Genomic DNA, 17,973 nt, shown 5'->3' on the forward strand with positions numbered 1-17,973 from the left:
ACACATGAAAGACTTTGCTTTTCCCATATCGAATCGTCCTATCGATATCAGTAAGGATTTTACGGTACAAGAAAATACGTATTTTATGGCGGCCGAAATCACGCAGTTCGATAGTCGAACAGCGACAGGCGTTGTACAATTTCGCAGGTATGCACGTAAAGCTAGGATCTGTTTTAATCAGGTGAGTATGCCTTTCGAAGAGACGATGCCTTGGGAATTTCCACCTGAATATGATCACCATCTGAGCGTTCCGATTGCGATTTCCTTTGTTACGAATCGTACCGTGCGTGTTCGAATGTCCGCGAGAACGGTTCGGAAGAAGCAGAATGAGGGTCCTTCCCTGATGATACCGGAAGCCGTGCCGGTGGATGCAAGCTGGGAAATTGAAGAATCAGATGCCTTTACCATCTATCGGCAGCGGCATGGCTCTGTGAAGGTGATCTACGCTCCGTTCCAAGTTGAACTACGTGACCCAAACGGCAAGTTGTTAACCAAAACGGAGCAAATTAACGATACCAAAAATCTGGAAAACTCAGAGCCCATGCCATTCTCCATTGTTCGTCGTGCCCTTGATTTTCAAAGAAGATTAGCTGCGAGCTTCTCGCTAAGTCCGGATGAAAAAATATTCGGCTGCGGTGAATCCTTTACACGATTGAATAAACGAGGACAGAAGCTTGTATTATGTACGTCGGATGCGTTCGGTGCACAGAGTCAGGAGATGTATAAACCGATTCCATTCTTTATGAGCGATAAGGGATACGGGATGTTTGTCCATACCTCAGCTCCGCTGACGTTTGATTTTGGCAACACGTATGATAGCACGAATACGATCTTCCTCGGTGATGAAGAGATGGATTTGTTTCTATTCCTGGGCAGCCCGAAAGAGATTTTGTCCGAATACACCGCGCTAACAGGAAGAAGTCCAGTGCCGCCTTTATGGTCCTTCGGATTGTGGATGAGTCGAATTACGTATAAATCGGAGGAAGAAGTAAGAGAAGTAGCAGCTAAACTGCAGGAGCATCGGATACCTTGCGATGTTATTCACCTGGACACCGGCTGGTTTGAACAGGATTGGCGCTGTAATTATCAATTCTCGAAGGAACGTTTCGAGGATCCTGAAGTGATGATTCAGGATATGCGGGAGCAAGGTTATCGGCTTAGCTTGTGGCAGCTGCCTTATTTTACACCGGGGAATGAGCTGTACCAAGAAATGATCGAGGCCGGGTATGTGGTGACGGATAGCAATGGGAATTTGCCTACAGAGGATGCCATTCTGGACTTCAGTAATCCTGGCGCGGTAGCTTGGTATCAAGCGCATATTGCTCGTCTGTTGGCCAAAGGAATTGGTGCAATCAAAGTTGATTTTGGCGAGGCAGCTCCTATCCATGGGCATTACCACTCGGGGAAAAGCGGGTTCTACGAGCACAACCTGTATCCGCTTCGGTACAATAAAGCTGTGGCAGATATGACAGAAGCGATCCATGGTGAGTCCATCATTTGGGCGCGTAGTGCTTGGGCGGGGAGTCAGCGATATCCGATTCACTGGGGTGGAGATGCAGAGAACACGGACAGCGCCATGGCGGCTTCCTTGAGAGCGGGACTATCGCTCGGGCTGTGCGGATTTTCATTTTGGAGTCACGATATTGGCGGATTTGTTCAAAAGAGTCCAGAAGCGCTCTATCGCCGGTGGCTCCCGTTCGGGATGTTAGTCTCCCACAGTCGCTGTCACGGAGCTCCACCTAAGGAGCCATGGGCTTACAGCGATGCCTTCATGGATGCTTTCCGCCTAGCGGTGGAAATGAAATATAAGCTGCTGCCGTATATCTATACGCAGGCACATATGAGCTCTGAACAGGGCTTTCCGCTGGTTCGATCGTTGTTCTTTGAATTTCCGCAGGATGCTACTTCCTGGTACATCGAGGACGAGTATATGCTTGGAACCGATATATTGGTTGCTCCGCTCATGGAGGAAGGCACAGGTCGGAACGTTTATTTGCCAGCTGGTCAATGGATCGACTATCAAACAGGTCGGGTGTATGCAGGCGCAGCTTGGCATGCGATAGAAGCGGGAGTCATTCCGATTGTTATGCTGGTGAGGGAAGGAGCAGCTATTCTTCATTTGAAAGAAGCAGCGCTGACAACGAATCACCTCGATTGGGATCGGATGGTGTGTACGTTGTATATGGCTTCAGAAGTGGAAGAAATTATTCAACGTACATTTTACCACCCGCTGGAAGAGAAGTTATATACAGTAGAAGTGACGCAGACGAATGGCTGCTTTCAATTTACTGAGGCAACGAAGCAGCAGATACAAGCGTGGGATTGGGAAATTATGAGTGGTGCGAGCTCGAAATAAACAGTTGGCCTTACGATTCGTCGTAGGGCTTTTTCTTTTTGTCTAGCGTGTGCTTATGGGAGATTTGAAAGGTGATTAGAGTGTGCATGACAGTGGTCATAAATCGTTCATAGATCGTTCAAATGATCCAAAAATCCACCATATACGGAGCCATTACCGAGTGGTATACTATTTCAACAGTTTAATATTTAGACAGTGAAAGGAGCGCTCTGTGTGTTAGCACGGCTCAATCATAGATTCTTTTTATTTCCGCTATTTATTGTGATCAAAATTTATATGGCATGGATGATTTTATTTGAAACAGGACCTTCCGCAAGGATCCTTTTAACCGAAATACCAGCAATTTTGATTACGTATTGTATCGTCGAATACTTTGTGAAAAAACATAAAATCGCCTGGTACTTAGCCGTTGACCTTATCATCACGATTTTGTTTTTCTCACTTGTGATCTATTATAAGCATTTTGGTGTCATTGCTACGTATCATGTGTTAACCCAAGCCAAGCAAGTAGGCGCTGTCCAGAAAAGTATTTTTTCTGTGATCGAGCCCCAATATTTCCTATTCTTTTTGGACATTGTGGTTATTGGTTTCTTTGCATTTTTCAGAAAAAAGCAGCCAAGAGTCTGGAAGCCGATTAGTTTCAAAATCGTTACAAGCGTCGCTTGTTTCTCTCTTTTACTGTGCGCCATAAGTGTCATTCCTAACCGCGGTTCTTTTAATGAAAATGTAAAAGCAAGTAAAATGGGCATATTAAATTATGAAATGTATAATCTGCTTTCGCAAAAGAAAGAGGAAATTATCAGTGCAGATCTAATCACACAACCGGCCATTGATGCCTTGAAGAATAAAATTACGGCAGAACAACCAGCCCTGCAAGGCGCGGCGGAGGGCAAAAATTTGATTATCATTCAAATGGAATCTCTGCAAAACTTTTTGATCGGGATGAACATTGACGGTAAAGAGGTTACGCCAAACCTCAATAAATTGGCCCAATCGAACTATTACTTCCCCAAATTTTATCAGCAAATTGGTCAAGGCAATACGTCGGATGCTGAGTTTATGATCAATACATCGTATTATGTACCACCGGATGGCCCGGCCACACAAGTCTACGGCAAGAAAAATTTACCGAGTCTTCCGAAGCTGCTTGAAGAACAAGGCTATACGACGATGAATTTCCATACGAACGAAGTTGGCTTCTGGAACCGTGATGATTTGTACAAGGCGATTGGCTTTGATACGTATTATGACAAACAATTTTTCAAAGACGAGGATGCTTTCTTTTACGGCTCCTCCGATGAAGTACTGTACAGAAAAACCGCTGAAGAGTTAGCGAATTATCAGAGCAAGGGGACACCATTTTACGCGCATATCATTTCTATGAGTTCGCATAATCCATTTACGATTCCCGAGGAAAAATATAAGATGACCCTGCCTGAACGCTATGAAGGCACGTTTGTAGGGGACTATATTCGCGCTGAAAACTATGCCGACTATTCACTCGGATTGTTTATCGATGATTTGAAGGCGCGAGGAATTTGGGAAAACAGCGTCGTTGTCGTCTATGGCGATCATCGCGGATTACCGCTATTTTCTTTGAAAGCTGATGATAAAGCATTAATGCAAGAGGCCTTGGGGCATGAATATGCCGAAAAAGAACTGATTAACATTCCGCTCATTATCGCGGCAGATGGTGTTACCTCCCCTAAAGTACAGACGCAACTTGGCGGGCAAGTGGATGTGCTGCCGACTGTTGCCAACTTACTGGGCGTATCGCTTACGGACTATATGCACTTTGGTCAAGATTTGCTCAACCAAACCAGTTATAACCTGCTGCCGCAGCGCTATTACCTGCCAACGGGATCCTTTGTAAATAGCGAGGAGCTGTTCATGTCTGGCAGTGGATTCGATGATGGCAACTACTATACGCTTGCCGGTAATGCCCATGATCATCAGTCGGCTACCGAAGATGAATTTAATCGTGCATTGAAGCTGCTGCAGCTATCGGATAGCTATGTGTCGCAGTTGCCAGATCGGTTGGAAGAGGATTAAGGATAGGAGGGTGCCCCTCCGCCATTATGATGGCGTTGGGATGCCCTCTTTTTGCGTTCGAATGTGAGGGCATTTCCCGGGGAATATCTGATTGACGATTGGTTTATAAGATGTAAAGAGTGGTGTAGTTTAGTGTGAACTGGTGAATTTAAGAAACAGGGGGTGAATAAGACAATGAGAAGGGCCTATTCGTTTAAAATCTGACTAGTTGGATGGCTTAAGTAAGCGGAGAGTGCTTATTTCATCTCAATAACATAGTTGCAGCACGATTTGTAGAGAATACGCACTCACTGAGGGCTTATTAGATGAATAAATATAGGCACATGTAACTTCCTTATCTGATTGGGTTAGAGCTAGCGAGTGATTGCTTATCCGAAAAGGCTACGATGTTTACCAGTTAGTTTGTAAGAGCGAATACGCGTGGTTCCCGAAGCGGGTTGCAATAGCTCCAATTGAACAAGTCTACGTAGAAGTTTACCAGCATGGTTTCTGCAAATGTGCAGTTGTTCAGAAATTGAATAGGGAAGGAGGGGGGCGTGGGTACGTCCTGCGATTCTAATAATTTCCATTTCCTCTAAGGATAACACAGGCCCTGTATATTGTTCACCAAACCAACTCCCCATCATTTGGAGAACTAGTTGTTGGCTTCGGCGCGGTTTTTCTTTGATTTCATCATAAGCGAATCGAAGTACTTTCCATCCATCCAAGATAAGATGATTTTGACGCGTCAACTGGTCTGCAAACTGCCAACGGTTCAGATCCGAATGGTGAGATTTATAACCATCAATTTCAATACAGACCCTATGAGTTCCTCGTATGTAGGCAAAATCCAAAAAACGAACCCCATCTTTGAAATCAGAAATGGGATATTCCGCATGAAGAAAATCAAAATGGCCAACTGCTGGCCACCAAACCTGCTCGAGAAATAATTTCTCAGCGTGGCCGTGGCCCTCCGTAAGTCGTCTGCGAGATTCTCCCTCTCTCTTTTGCTGCTGTTCCTGCACAAATTTCTCATAGCAATCGTCGAATCGCATCGTATTTCCCCCTCGGATTGGCGTCAGCACAAACAAAAACCGCCCATCTCCAATTGGAGAGAGCGGTCTGTGTGCTTCACGTCCCGAAATATCTATTTCCATTTATTGTACTCGAATTCTTATCTGGGTGGCAAGATGCTGCTTACGAATCTGGATGGTAGGATAGCTGGTTGTTAAACTACGAAGAATGCAGCAGAAATTAAGCTATTTGAGAGTGCTTATTTGTTCGTAAATCCGCTGAATGGTGAGGTTTAGCAAGTCTGAAGTGCTAATTATGGGGTAATAGGTGTGGGGGGCTACGTTTTGAAGTGGATAAGCAATTGTCGTGGTCTTATATGACGATATTCCCCCAGATTAGTTGAAATAAGCAACCTAGGAGTGCTTAAAGCTCTGAAGTCACGATATGCGCAGGAAAAGATGAATGAGATCTGGTAACTGGTATCAACCTGCCATCCTACTCTACACTCACAAAGCATGCTGCTTCCTGAACCTAAGCGGCGAAATATGCGTCGCTTCCTTGAAGCAATTCGAGAAGTAAGGCGCATTCAAAAAGCCTACACTTTCGGCGATGCGGGCGATCGACCATTCGGTTTTGATCAGCAGCAGCTTCGCTTGCTCGATCCGATATGCATGGAGATACGCCATCGGCGTGCAGTCATAGATCTCTTTCATACACCGTACGATGTAATTGGGGTGAAAATGAAACTCCTCTGCGAGTGAGGTATTGGTCACATCGGATTGAAAATGCTGGCGCAAGTAAGCTTCGATTCGCTCAGCAAGCTTGAGAGCGGGCGAGGCATCGCTGCGAGATTGGCCTGCTTCCAGCAGCAGTAATAACTCCATGAAGAGTTGTTGCTCGCTCCAATACGTCGAAGAACGCTGCTGAGCCGAATTCGCCAGGAGCTTGCGGAGATGGCGCTCGGCAAGCGCGAACTCCGGTGGGGAGCTATACTGCGGTATGCGAATCGTAAACGGATTCTCCCAAGAATTCCGTACCTGTGGGTAGACGGGGCTTGCGGAACGCTCTGAAATCAAGCTCCATTTTCCAATAAAGTCAACATGTATCCAATAGAAAACGGTCTCCACATCGCATGGCTTGACTGGATAATGGTGGCGGTCCGGCAGCAACAGCAGCGTTTGACCTTCCGTTACTTCCCATTGGTTGTCATCCTCACCGATGTATAGTGTCCCTTTAATGACCCAAAGAAGATCGAACAGTCCGAGACTCCGTCTTGCCGGATGCTGTTCACCTGGCGAGTAGGTGGAATGACCGATAGTAATGTAATAAGGGAGTGGTGGAAGCTCCATCCAAATCAATCCCGCGTCACTCATTTTGCACAATCTCCTCCAAATAGAGTTAGTGTTAAATTTTATAAAAAAGAGGTTGGATTTATTCGTAGTTATTGCTCTATTTCAAGGATAAACTGAATAAGCGTAATAATCAAATTGTATATAAATCATAGCTGATCTGGAGGAGAATTAACACATGCTGAATACAGCAGGCCCACTGATGAATGCCAACAAAGTTCGTGTACAGGATACATTCTGGAATAGGTTCACTGAACTTGTCCGGGACACCGTGATTCCGTATCAATGGCAGGCACTGAATGATGAAATTCCTGACGCTGAACCGAGCCATGCGATTCGCAATTTCCGTATAGCCGCTGGGTTGGAGGAAGGGGAGTTTGGCGGATTTATTTTTCAAGATAGTGACTTGGCAAAATGGCTGGAGGCTGTTGGATACTCACTTGCGGCTACGCCTAATCCTGCACTGGAGGAAATGGCTGATGATATCATTGATGTGATTGGCAAAGCGCAGCACAAGAACGGTTACATCAATACTTATTTCACGCTAAAGGAGCCTGGAAAAACTTGGACGAACCTGTATGAAGCACACGAACTGTATTGTGCAGGGCATATGATGGAGGCGGCTGTAGCGTATTATGATGCGACGGGTAAAAGAAAACTACTCGATATCGTGTGCAAATTTGCTGACCATATCGAAACGGTTTTTGGGCCCCAGCATGGCCAAATACGCGGCTATGACGGGCATCAGCAGATTGAACTGGCGCTCGTGAAGCTGTCACAGGCGACAGGTGAGGAGCGTTATCTGAAGTTAGCTCAGTTTTTTATTGATGAGCGCGGGGCAGATCCTAATTTCTTCATTGAGGAATGTAAGCAGCGAGAAGGATACAGCTATTGGACAGGTAAACAGGAGCCCATTCCCACTGTTCAACAAATGGCTTATAATCAAGCGGATAAACCAGTACGTGAACAAGACAAAGCGATGGGGCATTCTGTACGTGCTGTTTATATGTATACAGCTATGGCAGATTTGGCCAGATTGACAGGTGATCAGGAGCTTCTCGCCGCTTGCCGTCGCCTGTGGGAGAACACAACAAAAAAGCAAATTTACATCACCGGCGGAATCGGCGCGACGCATCATGGAGAAGCGTTTACCTTTGATTATGATTTGCCGAACGATACGGTGTATGCCGAAACCTGTGCGTCTATCGGTTTAATCTTTTTTGCTCAGCGGATGTTACTAGCAGAAGCGAAGAGCGACTACGCCGATGTGATGGAGCGCGCTCTGTACAACAACGTGATTGGCAGCATGTCACAAGACGGCAAACACTACTTCTACGTGAATCCACTGGAGGTATGGCCAAAAGCTTCCGATATGAATCCGGGGCGTCGACATGTGAAGGCGGTACGTCAAAAGTGGTTTGGATGCTCCTGCTGTCCACCGAATGTGGCGCGCCTGCTCAGCTCATTAAATAGCTACGTGTACACATCTTCTCCTGCTGAAAATACAATCTACATGCACCTCTTTATCGGCAGCGAAGCAAACTTCACCCTTGCTGCTGGAGAAGTCGCATTTACACAGCAATCCTCGCTCCCTTGGAAGGGGGAGGTGCGTCTCGAATTCACAGCTGCTCCTGCGTCGGCAATCACACTTGCGCTGCGTATCCCATCTTGGAGTCGAGGTCAAGCTGTGTTGACCATTAATAATGTGAAGACGGAATATGAAACGCTTAATGGCTATGCCATGGTGAATCGGCAGTGGATGCCGGGCGACACCGCGCAGTGGGAACTTGCTCTGGACGCACAGTTGATAACCGCACACCCCCAAATTCGCGTCAATGCGGGCAAAATCGCGATCGAACGCGGACCGATCGTCTATTGTTTAGAGGAAGTAGATAACGGTACACCCCTTGCGGTTGTTTCGCTCGATTATACGAAGGGACTTACTTCGCAGTTTGATGCAAATTTTCTAGGCGGAGCCGTTATTGTAGAGGCTGAAGGGCTTGCCGATGAAACGACAACGTGGGAAGAAGATACGCCTTATCGTCCTCTGACGTTGCAGTCCGAAACAAAGAAAGTGAAGCTGAAGGCGGTGCCCTATTACTTGTGGGGTAATCGTGGCGAGGGCGAAATGACGGTATGGATTCGTAAAAGCATGGCGTAATAGGTTTAGAAGGACGGTTGCTTGCTAAGCAGACCGTTCTTTTTCGTCTATAGATCTACTTCATTCGCAAACAAATCTCTGTCGAAAGCGTATGAAGCCGATGATAAAGCTCATCAGGGGAGGCGTACTGAAAGCTGGATTTTAATTCGGAGTAGGACCACTCTATGCCTAATTGGCTCATTAAACTATGAAGATGGGTTAGGAGTCCGATGAATTGTACGCGGTGAACGGGAGCCTGGGCATTAGCGGCTAGAATCGGTTTGAAAATGGTTTGCAGGGCATGCTGGGCATGGAGGTGATTCCCGACCTTTAGGCTTTCTAACCAAATGTGCTGTGTTTCGATGGGGGCTAGATGAATTTCACTAGGAATGCCAGGTGATTCGGTAGGTAAATCAGATATTACTATCTCAGGCGGAGGTGCGAGCGGCTGCGTAGTTGTCGAAGTTCTTGGCGAAGTAAAGCCAAGCAGCCATTCGCGGATGCTCCCGATAAAGTGGGGGAGATTCGGAAACAGGTAGGACGTTTTGTTCATGATATAACCTCATTTCTGATCAAATGAACAAAGAGACCTATCCCTTTTGTGATGAAAGGGAAGGTCTCCAGTTATCTGGTGGACGCAGATGTGATATTTTATTATTCCAATAAATTTTATCGGGATTGTTTGCTATTCTTTATTTTAATGGAAATTAGTTTTCAAAGTCAACAGTTTTTCTTGTTCAGTTCCACCTATTAGTCACTATGCTCGGACTTTTCCGCGAGCCAATCCGATAATGTCGCCACACGAGTCGGATACTTGTGACTTCTAGCTAGGAAGCCAACGCCGTGCTGCGGCATCGGATCTTGATCCGTAGGTTGATAGCGCAGATCAACGCTCCAGCGAACTTCATGGGATAGATTCGGGGTGGACATATGCAGACAGCGATCATTGAAAAGAATGGCGCTCCCAGCGGGGACCGGCAAGGCTACAGTTTCTGTTTTGCCAAGCTGGCTGTCTTTCAGTGCCGTATAACCAGTTCCTGTGTAAGTTTCACGATGCCATTTGAGCACACGTTTTCGGTGTGTCTGAGGTTTGATATGCAGACAGCCATTGACTTCATTCGCATCAACAAGGGGGATCCAGACAGTAATAACAGGATTGGCATTGGCATCGGGCCAGTAGGATTTATCCTGATGCCAGGGAACCGCGCCAGCTGCTACCCTTGGGACTTTCGGACGGACGTTATAGACCGGATTCGCGAAAAGCTCTCCACCAATTAAGGATTCCACAGCATCTAGAATTTTGGGATTACTCATAAGCGTGAAATAGCCTGGAATGCGGTCACGCCAGCTGCGGCCATATTTCAGGAAGTTTTCAGCGGTCAAATGTTGAAATAACTCAGCTAAGCGATTGGGAAATGGGCGATCCTCCAGTTTATCAGTGATAAGCCCGTCTTCGAATAGCTCATCTGCAATCATCGAAACTTTCTGGGTCATCGCATCGCGGGCAGAGGATAAATCCTCCTGAGACAAGAGATGGGGGATAATGAGATAGCCTTGCTCCTCGTAAAACTGTTTTTGTTCGGTAGTTAAACTTCCGCTTCCACTTTGCTTAATCATTCTAGTCACCCTCCAACATGTGTTGTAATATAGAAAATAATAACACGATATTGGATAGGTGTATTTGCTCGAGCGTTCGAAGATTGATCAATTCTTCCGATATTTCATTTGGAAAACGAGGTGTATAATGACATCCATTTCTTCGGCGATACCCCATGTAAGAGTTGGTCATTACTATCGATTTCCGATCGAAAGAAACCGAGCGGAAGTTGGCAGGATCGGTTATTGTTATGCCTTCCATCTCGTTGCAGGCGGCAAAGGGACGGTTTCAACTGGCGGAACAACGTATCCTGTCAAGAAAGGGGATTTGATCTATTTTTCGCCTGAAGTCAGTCACTCTTTTTATGCCAATCCGGACCATCCATTATCGACTTATAATCTGTATTGTGATCTCTGGAATTTCAAAATGTCGAACATTCAGCATCTCGTATGGGATGAATCGGATTTCAATCGGGATATGCTTACTCCCATTGAACCTTGCCCAGAACTAGATGTACTTCCTGTTGTGACTCCCATCCAGCATCATGCTGCATTAGGAGATTTATTTATCCATACGGTGATGCAAGCGGGCAAAAAAGAACCCTATTCGGAAAGGATTGTCAGCCATCTCCTTCAGGCGTTTTTACTTGATTTGGTACAAATTGCTGCAAAGTCCGCATTTACCGATTACCGCATCATCCCCATAATCGAGCGAATGGATAAGGAAGCGAATGCGAGCCGGAGCTATGAGGATTGGATGGCCGCTTGCGGGCTTCGCAAAACCCAGTTCCACGAGCTTTTCAAGCAAGCCACAGGCATCTCGCCCAAAGCATACTGGACGAAGGCGATCATGCGGCATGTAGAGGCTGCGCTGTGGGAGAGTAATCGATCGATCACCGCAATTGCGGAGGATTTCGGGTACTCATCCGTGCATCATTTTACCAAACAATTCACACAATTCCATGGCGTTTCGCCTACAGAGTTCAGGAAGAGGAAGACTTGAATAACGTCCGCTGATTCATATTAAAAATCAAAAGGTCATCCCTACTGTCAAAAAGACAGCGTGGATGACCTTTCTCATGAACTAGGATTCCGGTACTGGCAACCATTCGGAAGACCATTTGGCAATCTCGCTGAAGATGGGGGCCAGTGCGAGTCCTTTGTCACTCAGCGAATATTCAATGCGAACCGGAGTTTCCGGGTATACGACACGTTTAACAATTCCTTCTTGCTCTAACTCTTTAAGCCGCTCAGACAATACCTTGCCGCTCAAATTAGGAAGCGCATGGTCAATATTCACAAAACGATGCGGGCCCGAGAGCAATTGGAAGACAATGAGCGACGTCCAACGCTTGCTCAGAATCTCGACCGCCTTCTCGAAACGAGGACACATCTGCGATTGCTCCATTTTCATCACCTCATTATATTCTTTTTATTATAACGTAATGAAGCGATGAAACATAGTGGCTTCTCGCTGGGGTTGGTCGTTCCCATGTCTCGAAAATTACCTGCGAATGCCTGTTTTTTACCTTTCCAAATGGTTTAGAATAGGAGTAATTCTAGTAGAGGGGGCTGCCCGTTGAAGAAGTTACTGTTCATGTACCAAAACATGGTGATTCGCAAGAAGATTATCATCGTTTTCTTGCCGATTGTCGTGCTGCCCCTGCTTGTCATCGTGTTTACATCGAATTATATTTTCTCCCAATCCACGATCCAGAAAACGAAGGTGAACATATCCGGAGAGTCCAGCATTATCGTGACGCGGATTCAGAGCATTTATAACAATGGCGAAACCAGCGCACGCGTGCTGATCAAAAATATCAATAACATTTATCATGAGCTAAATGTCGATTCGACGACGTCTTTTAACAGTGTCAAATTACGTAATCAGCTCTTAAACGAATTTGACTTTAACCTGCGTGCCTTCAAAGATATTGAATCGATTGTATTTATTGATGCGCACGACAATTTCTTCGTATCGGACAATCGACTCGAGAACAATGCAAAGCTTGCCCTGCAGAGTGACATGGTCAAATTACTCAAGCAGGATGGGATTCCGAACAATGAGTGGTTTCCGATGCAGACCCGTAATTATTTGGTGATCGATGAGAAAGCGCCTGTCTTAACGATTGGCAAACGCGTCGTGGACATTGATACGGGTCTCACTTTGGGGAGTTTAATTCTGAATATTAAAGAATCGACGATCTCGGGTATTTTTCCAAACGTTGCTATGAAAGGTGAGGAAGGTTACTACATTGCAGACAGCAAAGGACTCATTGTATCTACCAAGGTAGCTTCCAATCTGCTTCACCCCATTGGCGATGAGCATCTTCGGAGTTGGCTGGAAAGTGGGACGGACGGGGCTTCGATTAATTTGAAAATGAATCAATCCCCCTACCTCATCATGCAGAAGCGTATCCCTGAATTGAATTGGGTGCTCTACAAGCAGATGCTCGTTAATAATTTGAACAAAGAGACGTATACGAACTCCATCACAATTTTTATCGTTGGGGTGCTGTGCATATTGATTGCTTTAATCGGGTCCTTCATGTTATCCAGACATATCGCTAAACCGATCATCGGCCTGACGAAAGTGGCGAAGCATATCCGAGAGGGCAATTTACATATCACCAGCTCGATCCAAACGGTAGATGAAATTGGTATCCTTGCAAAGACGTTCAACGATATGATCGGAACGATTAATGAATTGCTGCTTAAAGTGACGCTGGAGCAAAAGAAGAAAAGGGAATACGAGTTTGCCTTGATGCAAGCTCAGATTAAGCCGCATTTCTTCTATAATGCGCTAGATTTGATTTTCGTTCTGTGTGAACGTGGGAAAACGGAGCTAGCGGCCGATACGACGAAGGCTTTGGCAGATTTTTATCGCGTTTCACTGAGCCAGGGCAAGGAAATTATTACAATCGCCGAGGAACTCAAGAATGCCGAAGATTATCTTTTTATACAGAAGACGAGATATTCGGATATCCTCGATTTTCACATCGAGATTGATGAAGAGATTAAGCCGTATACGATCATGAAACTAGCGATTCAACCCTTAATCGAAAATGCGATCTACCATGGCTTGAAGCCGAAGCTAAGTCGGGGCCAAGTGACGATCCGAGGAACGTTGAAGAAGGATCATATTATCCTCAAGGTTATCGACAACGGAATTGGTTTAACACCTGATAAATTACAACAAATTGAAGATCATATGAATGCGCTCTCTCCCATGAAGTCATTTGGATTGAAGAGTGTGAATGAGCGTATGAAGCTCTATTTTGGTGAACGATATGGAATTGAGATTCAGTCGACGCCGGATGTTGGCACTGAGATTACGTTAATGATTCCGATGCAAAAGGAGAGCTGGTTGCCATGATAAAGGTTTTAATCGCGGACGATGAACCGGAATTCAGACAATATATGGTTGAACTCGTTGACTGGGCAAGCTACGGGTTTGAGATTTGCGGACAGGCGCGGACAGGTGTCGAAGCCGTGGAGCTTGCCGCACTAACGATTCCACAAATTGCGTTGCTGGATATTAACATGCCCGCTATGGATGGTATCGCTGCGGCAGAGATTATGAAAGCGCAGAACAGCGACATCTGTATTGCGCTTGTTACGGGGTATAGTGAATTTGAATATGCACGCCGCGCCATTAAGCTGGGTGTCGAGGACTATGTCCTGAAGCCTTTTCGCAAGGATGAACTGCTAGCTGCAATGCTAAAGTTTAAATTAATGATTCAGAAAAAAGAAGAGGATGCGACGCAGGCGAAAGATGATGCTTTCTTCGCCAAAGAGCGTTTATTGAACGCGCTCATTACCGATGGCTTTGAGACGATGGAAGAGGAGTTTCTGCGCTTTTTTCACAAATTAGGAGTCTCAGTTGATGCCGAGTATTATGTCGTAGCTTCGATAGAAATCGATCAACTGTTTCAAAAGTGGCTGAAACCGCATGATATTTCCCTATGGCGCTTCGCCGTATCGAATGTATTGGGCGACTTGGATGCGCCAAGCGCGAAGCATCTGATCTTCAATGGACCGGAGGGACGGATTATTTCGATCCATTGCCTGGACAGTCAAGAAGAAGTGGATGCGCTGAACCTCCATGCCTATCAACTCTTGATCGATTACGCGAAGAAATATTTCCGCTTCTCCGTAACGATTGGGATATCGAGCCCAGCTGGGCATTTGCGTGAGATTCGGAACGCTTATTTTGAAACCGCTATCGCACTGCAAAATAAATTAACCTCCGGCGTAGGCAAACTCATCGAATATCGCCACTTGAACGAAACGGGGAAGGGCTTTGGCTATTACCCTTTGAAGCTGAATGAACAAGTGCTTTCCGCCTTGCGCAGGAATGAATTGGACGAAGTGAATGGAGCGCTCTTGCAAATCAAAGCATTTATTTCCACGAACCCGACATCTGTAGATCTCACTTATGCGATGATCATGAACTTGATATCCCTGTGTTTATCCCACATAACAGAGCTTGGCGGAGATATTGTGGCGATTCTGGGGGAGGATTTCAAACCTTTTCAGCATATCAAAAAAGTGACCTCACTCGATGAATCCTTCACTTGGATTTCGCTCATTTTTACGAAGACGATTCAGCATTATAGTGTTCAAAAAATGTCTCGGATGGGCAAAATCGTCAAAGATGCACAGTCTTATATTGAAGAAAATTACGCTGACGCAGATTTAGGTGTCGAACAAATCGCGCAGCATTTCCACTTAGACTCTAGCTATATTCGCAAAGCGTTTGCGAAAGAGCTCACGATTAATGTCACGGAGTATATGACGCAATTTCGCATGAAACAGGCCAAACAATTGATGGATACGGTAGATATGAAGCTGCAAGAGCTGTCGGAGCGGGTAGGTTATACGGATGCTGGGTATTTCAGCAAAGTGTTTAAGAAGCACTTTGGCTTATCGCCAAGTGAATATTTGGGAAGAAAAGATACGGCAGACAAATAAGTTTTGGCACGAAAAGTACGGATGGAAGCCCGTTCTTTCCCTTCAAGCGTGGTCTCTCGCCTTCTATAATAAAGACATGACATAGCGCTATGTTCACAACTCACATAATGGTCTAGGGGGATTCATATGAAACGGAAACTAATGAAGGCTTCAACGGTTGTCGTCACGGGTGGATTATTACTTGCAGCAACAGCTTGTGGTAATTCAACATCTACGGATTCATCGACAAGCTCACCATCTGCTTCGGCAGGTGCAGCGGTTAATTCGCCAGCAGCTACGGCGAAAGCAAGCACAGAAACAGTGACGTATAAGCTCATGACGCACTATTCCAATGACAGTGAAAAACAGCCAATCGACTTAGCGATTGCGGAAGTGAAGAAACAGTTCCCAAACGTAACGATTACGCCAGAAGCGATGGCGAACGATAATGGTGAACAGTTGAAAACGAGAATCGCGACTGGCGATCTTCCTGATATCGTAGATATCAATGGTCAGACGATGCCGAATGTGGTGAAATCAGGCAGTATTCTTACATTGGATGCTTTCTTTGCAGCTAACCCAGCCTATGTGGGGAAATTAGCGCAGAACATCGTGGACAATCAATTGAAATATACAGATGGCCACATTTACGCCTTCCCGCGTTCAGGACCAACGGTGGATGTACTCTTTTATAATAAAAAAATATTTGAACAAAATGGCGTAAAGGTGCCTACGAATTATCCGGAATTGTTAACAGCCGTTAAGGCGTTTAATGCGAAAGGGATCGTGCCGATCACTTCCTTTGCGAAACAAGCGTGGCCAATAGGCGCTTTCTTCGATATTTTTACGATGAGAGCGAACCCAGAAGGCATGATGGCACTTTCAAAAGGCACAGCGAAAGCGTCTGATCCTGGTTATACCGATGCGATTAACAAAATGGCAGAATTGATTAAAGAAGGTCTGTTCCAAAAAGGTGCAGTTACAGCCGATTACGATACAGCTCGAGCACTTTTCTATAGTGGCAAAGCAGCAATGCTGATCAATGGGGAGTGGGAGATTCCAGATTCCGTTAAAAATCTAGGCGATGACACGGTAGACTTCCTTGACGTCTTCCCAGTGACAGATCCAGGTAAAGAAGATCAGAATAAAATGGCGCTGCCAGGCGGCTTTGAAATGAATGGCTTCGCAGTTTCCAAGAACGCCAAAAACTCGGAGCTAGCGATTCAAGTTGCTGCGGCTTTCACGCAAGCGTACCAAGAAGTTTCGTTCAAAACGACAGGAAGCACGATGACGACGATCAAAACTGATGGTATTACACCGAACCAACCGCTTCCAAAAATGGCCGTTAAACTCTTGAAAGTGAAAGGCCAATACATCACCAAGTCACAAGTCGAGCACTCACTACCTAATCAGAAATTCGCAGCTTCCTTCGGTGAGGAGCTTCAGAAGTTCGTAGCCGGCGAGCCAGCTGCGCTGTTCATTAGCAATACGGACAAAATGATTGAGAAGTACAAAGAGTAAGTGTGAAGACGAAGCGCAAAAATGAATACAAAAAATAAGTGCAAAGACGAAACACGCTCCATCACGGTGGGGTGTGTTTCCTCACAAATGACTGATAAGGTGTTGAGACATAGATGAATGCTTTGCGAGCGAATTATAAAGCGGTCTTCCTGTTCACGTTTCCGGCACTAGCTGTTTTCACCGTTATTGTCGTCTATCCGTTGATTCAAATTTTTTATCGCAGTATGTTCGACTGGGACGGCATTACAGAAGGTACTTTTGTATTCTTGGATAACTATAAAAATCTGCTTCATGACAGCCTGTTTTATACGTCTTTGAAGAACGGACTTCTTTTCGCTGGAATTCTCACCGTTTTTCAGTTGGGGATAGGAACAATATTAGCCCTTGCGCTAATGAACAAGAGAATGGTCGGACGCAATCTTTTGAGAAGAGTGTACTTTCTGCCTGTTGTGTTATCCGTTTCTGTGGTATGTCAGTTGTGGATTTCGATGTATAACCCGATGTTTGGGCTGTTTAATAAAATATTTGAATTCCTACATCTCTCGTACCGACAGGATTGGCTATCAAGCCCAGGTATCTCGTCGATCATTGCCGTTACAATTGTAAGCTCGTGGCAGTATCTGGGCTATCAGTTTGCCTTGATTTATGCAGGGGCGAAGTCGATTCCGGAGCAATATTTCGAGGCTGCCAAGATCGATGGAGCTTCCACGTGGGTTACACATAGGAAAATCACAATCCCGATGCTGGCTGAGACGTATAAAATGTGTTTGATTTTCGCCTTAGTCGGCGGCCTTAACGCATTCGCACATATGCAAATTATGACCAAAGGCGGTCCTGGAACCGCAACCTATACGCTCACTTATCTAATGTATCGTTCTGCGTTTGTGGTGAATGATTTTGGATATGGCTGTGCCGTTGCCGTTAGTTTAGTGCTGGAATGCCTGCTCGTTACCATTGTTGTTAATCGTTTGGTGGCTAGAGATAAGATAACTTACTAGATAGAGATTAGGATT

General features: G+C 45.5%; 13 protein-coding genes. 8 read left to right on the forward strand and 5 right to left on the reverse strand.

The genetic code is table 11. From position 1 onward, the window contains the following. Nucleotides 1-4 precede the first annotated feature (4 nt). Together A8709_RS11045 and A8709_RS11050 are read left to right on the forward strand one after the other, a co-directional pair. Nucleotides 5-2,356, forward strand: coding sequence for a glycoside hydrolase family 31 protein (locus A8709_RS11045; protein WP_065852396.1), 2,352 nt, complete (start codon nt 5-7; stop codon nt 2,354-2,356). A 213-nt stretch (nt 2,357-2,569) separates the two neighbouring features. Then, a complete protein-coding gene (locus tag A8709_RS11050; protein WP_244163155.1) occupies nt 2,570-4,408 on the forward strand; it encodes an LTA synthase family protein in 1,839 nt (612 codons plus the stop codon). Nucleotides 4,409-4,776: 368 nt separating this feature from the next. Here A8709_RS11050 and A8709_RS11055 read toward each other — a convergent pair whose 3' ends face one another. Together A8709_RS11055 and A8709_RS11060 are read right to left on the reverse strand one after the other, a co-directional pair. Further along, nucleotides 4,777-5,442: a DUF559 domain-containing protein gene (locus A8709_RS11055; RefSeq protein ID WP_065852398.1), complete on the reverse strand. Its 666-nt coding sequence runs from the start codon at nt 5,440-5,442 to the stop codon at nt 4,777-4,779. A 465-nt stretch (nt 5,443-5,907) separates the two neighbouring features. After that, nucleotides 5,908-6,774 carry a helix-turn-helix transcriptional regulator gene (locus tag A8709_RS11060; protein WP_065852399.1) on the reverse strand — a complete coding sequence of 289 codons (867 nt, stop codon included), beginning with the start codon at nt 6,772-6,774 and terminating at the stop codon, nt 5,908-5,910. A gap of 154 nt (nt 6,775-6,928) precedes the next feature. Here A8709_RS11060 and A8709_RS11065 point away from each other — a divergent pair, with 154 nt between their 5' ends. Continuing rightward, a complete protein-coding gene (locus A8709_RS11065) occupies nt 6,929-8,911 on the forward strand; it encodes a glycoside hydrolase family 127 protein (RefSeq protein WP_065852400.1) in 1,983 nt (660 codons plus the stop codon). Between the two features lie 55 nt (nt 8,912-8,966). Here A8709_RS11065 and A8709_RS11070 read toward each other — a convergent pair whose 3' ends face one another. Together A8709_RS11070 and A8709_RS11075 are read right to left on the reverse strand one after the other, a co-directional pair. Then, nucleotides 8,967-9,443 carry a hypothetical protein gene (locus tag A8709_RS11070; RefSeq protein WP_065852401.1) on the reverse strand — a complete coding sequence of 159 codons (477 nt, stop codon included), beginning with the start codon at nt 9,441-9,443 and terminating at the stop codon, nt 8,967-8,969. A gap of 197 nt (nt 9,444-9,640) precedes the next feature. Further along, on the reverse strand, nt 9,641-10,507 hold the full coding sequence (locus A8709_RS11075) for a phytanoyl-CoA dioxygenase family protein (RefSeq protein ID WP_065852402.1): 867 nt from the start codon (nt 10,505-10,507) through the stop codon (nt 9,641-9,643). A 127-nt stretch (nt 10,508-10,634) separates the two neighbouring features. Here A8709_RS11075 and A8709_RS11080 point away from each other — a divergent pair, with 127 nt between their 5' ends. Beyond that, nucleotides 10,635-11,489 carry an AraC family transcriptional regulator gene (locus A8709_RS11080; protein WP_065852403.1) on the forward strand — a complete coding sequence of 285 codons (855 nt, stop codon included), beginning with the start codon at nt 10,635-10,637 and terminating at the stop codon, nt 11,487-11,489. An 81-nt stretch (nt 11,490-11,570) separates the two neighbouring features. On the opposite strand, the gene A8709_RS11085 is transcribed toward A8709_RS11080, so the two are convergent. After that, nucleotides 11,571-11,894 (reverse strand): winged helix-turn-helix transcriptional regulator, encoded by a 324-nt coding sequence (locus A8709_RS11085; RefSeq protein ID WP_065852404.1) that lies wholly within the window; start codon nt 11,892-11,894, stop codon nt 11,571-11,573. A gap of 171 nt (nt 11,895-12,065) precedes the next feature. On the opposite strand from A8709_RS11085, the gene A8709_RS11090 reads away from it, so the two are divergent. The 4 genes from A8709_RS11090 (at nt 12,066) to A8709_RS11105 (ending at nt 17,958) form a co-directional block, all read left to right on the forward strand. Then, nucleotides 12,066-13,862, forward strand: coding sequence for a sensor histidine kinase (locus tag A8709_RS11090; RefSeq protein WP_065852405.1), 1,797 nt, complete (start codon nt 12,066-12,068; stop codon nt 13,860-13,862). After that, complete coding sequence (locus A8709_RS11095) at nt 13,859-15,460, forward strand: response regulator (RefSeq protein WP_065852406.1); 1,602 nt, start codon at nt 13,859-13,861, stop codon at nt 15,458-15,460. The genes A8709_RS11090 and A8709_RS11095 overlap by 4 nt, the downstream gene beginning before the upstream one ends. A 126-nt stretch (nt 15,461-15,586) precedes the next feature. Beyond that, nucleotides 15,587-16,960 (forward strand): ABC transporter substrate-binding protein, encoded by a 1,374-nt coding sequence (locus A8709_RS11100; protein WP_065852407.1) that lies wholly within the window; start codon nt 15,587-15,589, stop codon nt 16,958-16,960. A 113-nt stretch (nt 16,961-17,073) separates the two neighbouring features. Next, entirely contained in the window at nt 17,074-17,958 is an 885-nt protein-coding gene (locus A8709_RS11105; protein WP_065852408.1) for a carbohydrate ABC transporter permease, read from the forward strand. The last annotated feature ends 15 nt before the right edge of the window (nt 17,959-17,973 follow it).

This window comes from Paenibacillus pectinilyticus (assembly GCF_001700435.1).
GTDB classification, from domain to species: Bacteria; Bacillota; Bacilli; order Paenibacillales; family NBRC-103111; genus Paenibacillus_E; species Paenibacillus_E pectinilyticus.

Bases quoted from the DNA above. Each gene is read 5' to 3' on its own strand.
- A8709_RS11045 (WP_065852396.1), top strand. From the start codon at position 5: ATGAAAGACTTTGCTTTTCCCATATCGAATCGTCCTATCGATATCAGT.
- A8709_RS11055 (WP_065852398.1), bottom strand. From the start codon at position 5,442: ATGCGATTCGACGATTGCTATGAGAAATTTGTGCAGGAACAGCAGCAA.
- A8709_RS11060 (WP_065852399.1), bottom strand. From the start codon at position 6,774: ATGAGTGACGCGGGATTGATTTGGATGGAGCTTCCACCACTCCCTTAT.
- A8709_RS11065 (WP_065852400.1), top strand. From the start codon at position 6,929: ATGCTGAATACAGCAGGCCCACTGATGAATGCCAACAAAGTTCGTGTA.
- A8709_RS11070 (WP_065852401.1), bottom strand. From the start codon at position 9,443: ATGAACAAAACGTCCTACCTGTTTCCGAATCTCCCCCACTTTATCGGG.
- A8709_RS11075 (WP_065852402.1), bottom strand. From the start codon at position 10,507: ATGATTAAGCAAAGTGGAAGCGGAAGTTTAACTACCGAACAAAAACAG.
- A8709_RS11080 (WP_065852403.1), top strand. From the start codon at position 10,635: ATGACATCCATTTCTTCGGCGATACCCCATGTAAGAGTTGGTCATTAC.
- A8709_RS11085 (WP_065852404.1), bottom strand. From the start codon at position 11,894: ATGGAGCAATCGCAGATGTGTCCTCGTTTCGAGAAGGCGGTCGAGATT.
- A8709_RS11095 (WP_065852406.1), top strand. From the start codon at position 13,859: ATGATAAAGGTTTTAATCGCGGACGATGAACCGGAATTCAGACAATAT.
- A8709_RS11100 (WP_065852407.1), top strand. From the start codon at position 15,587: ATGAAACGGAAACTAATGAAGGCTTCAACGGTTGTCGTCACGGGTGGA.
- A8709_RS11105 (WP_065852408.1), top strand. From the start codon at position 17,074: ATGAATGCTTTGCGAGCGAATTATAAAGCGGTCTTCCTGTTCACGTTT.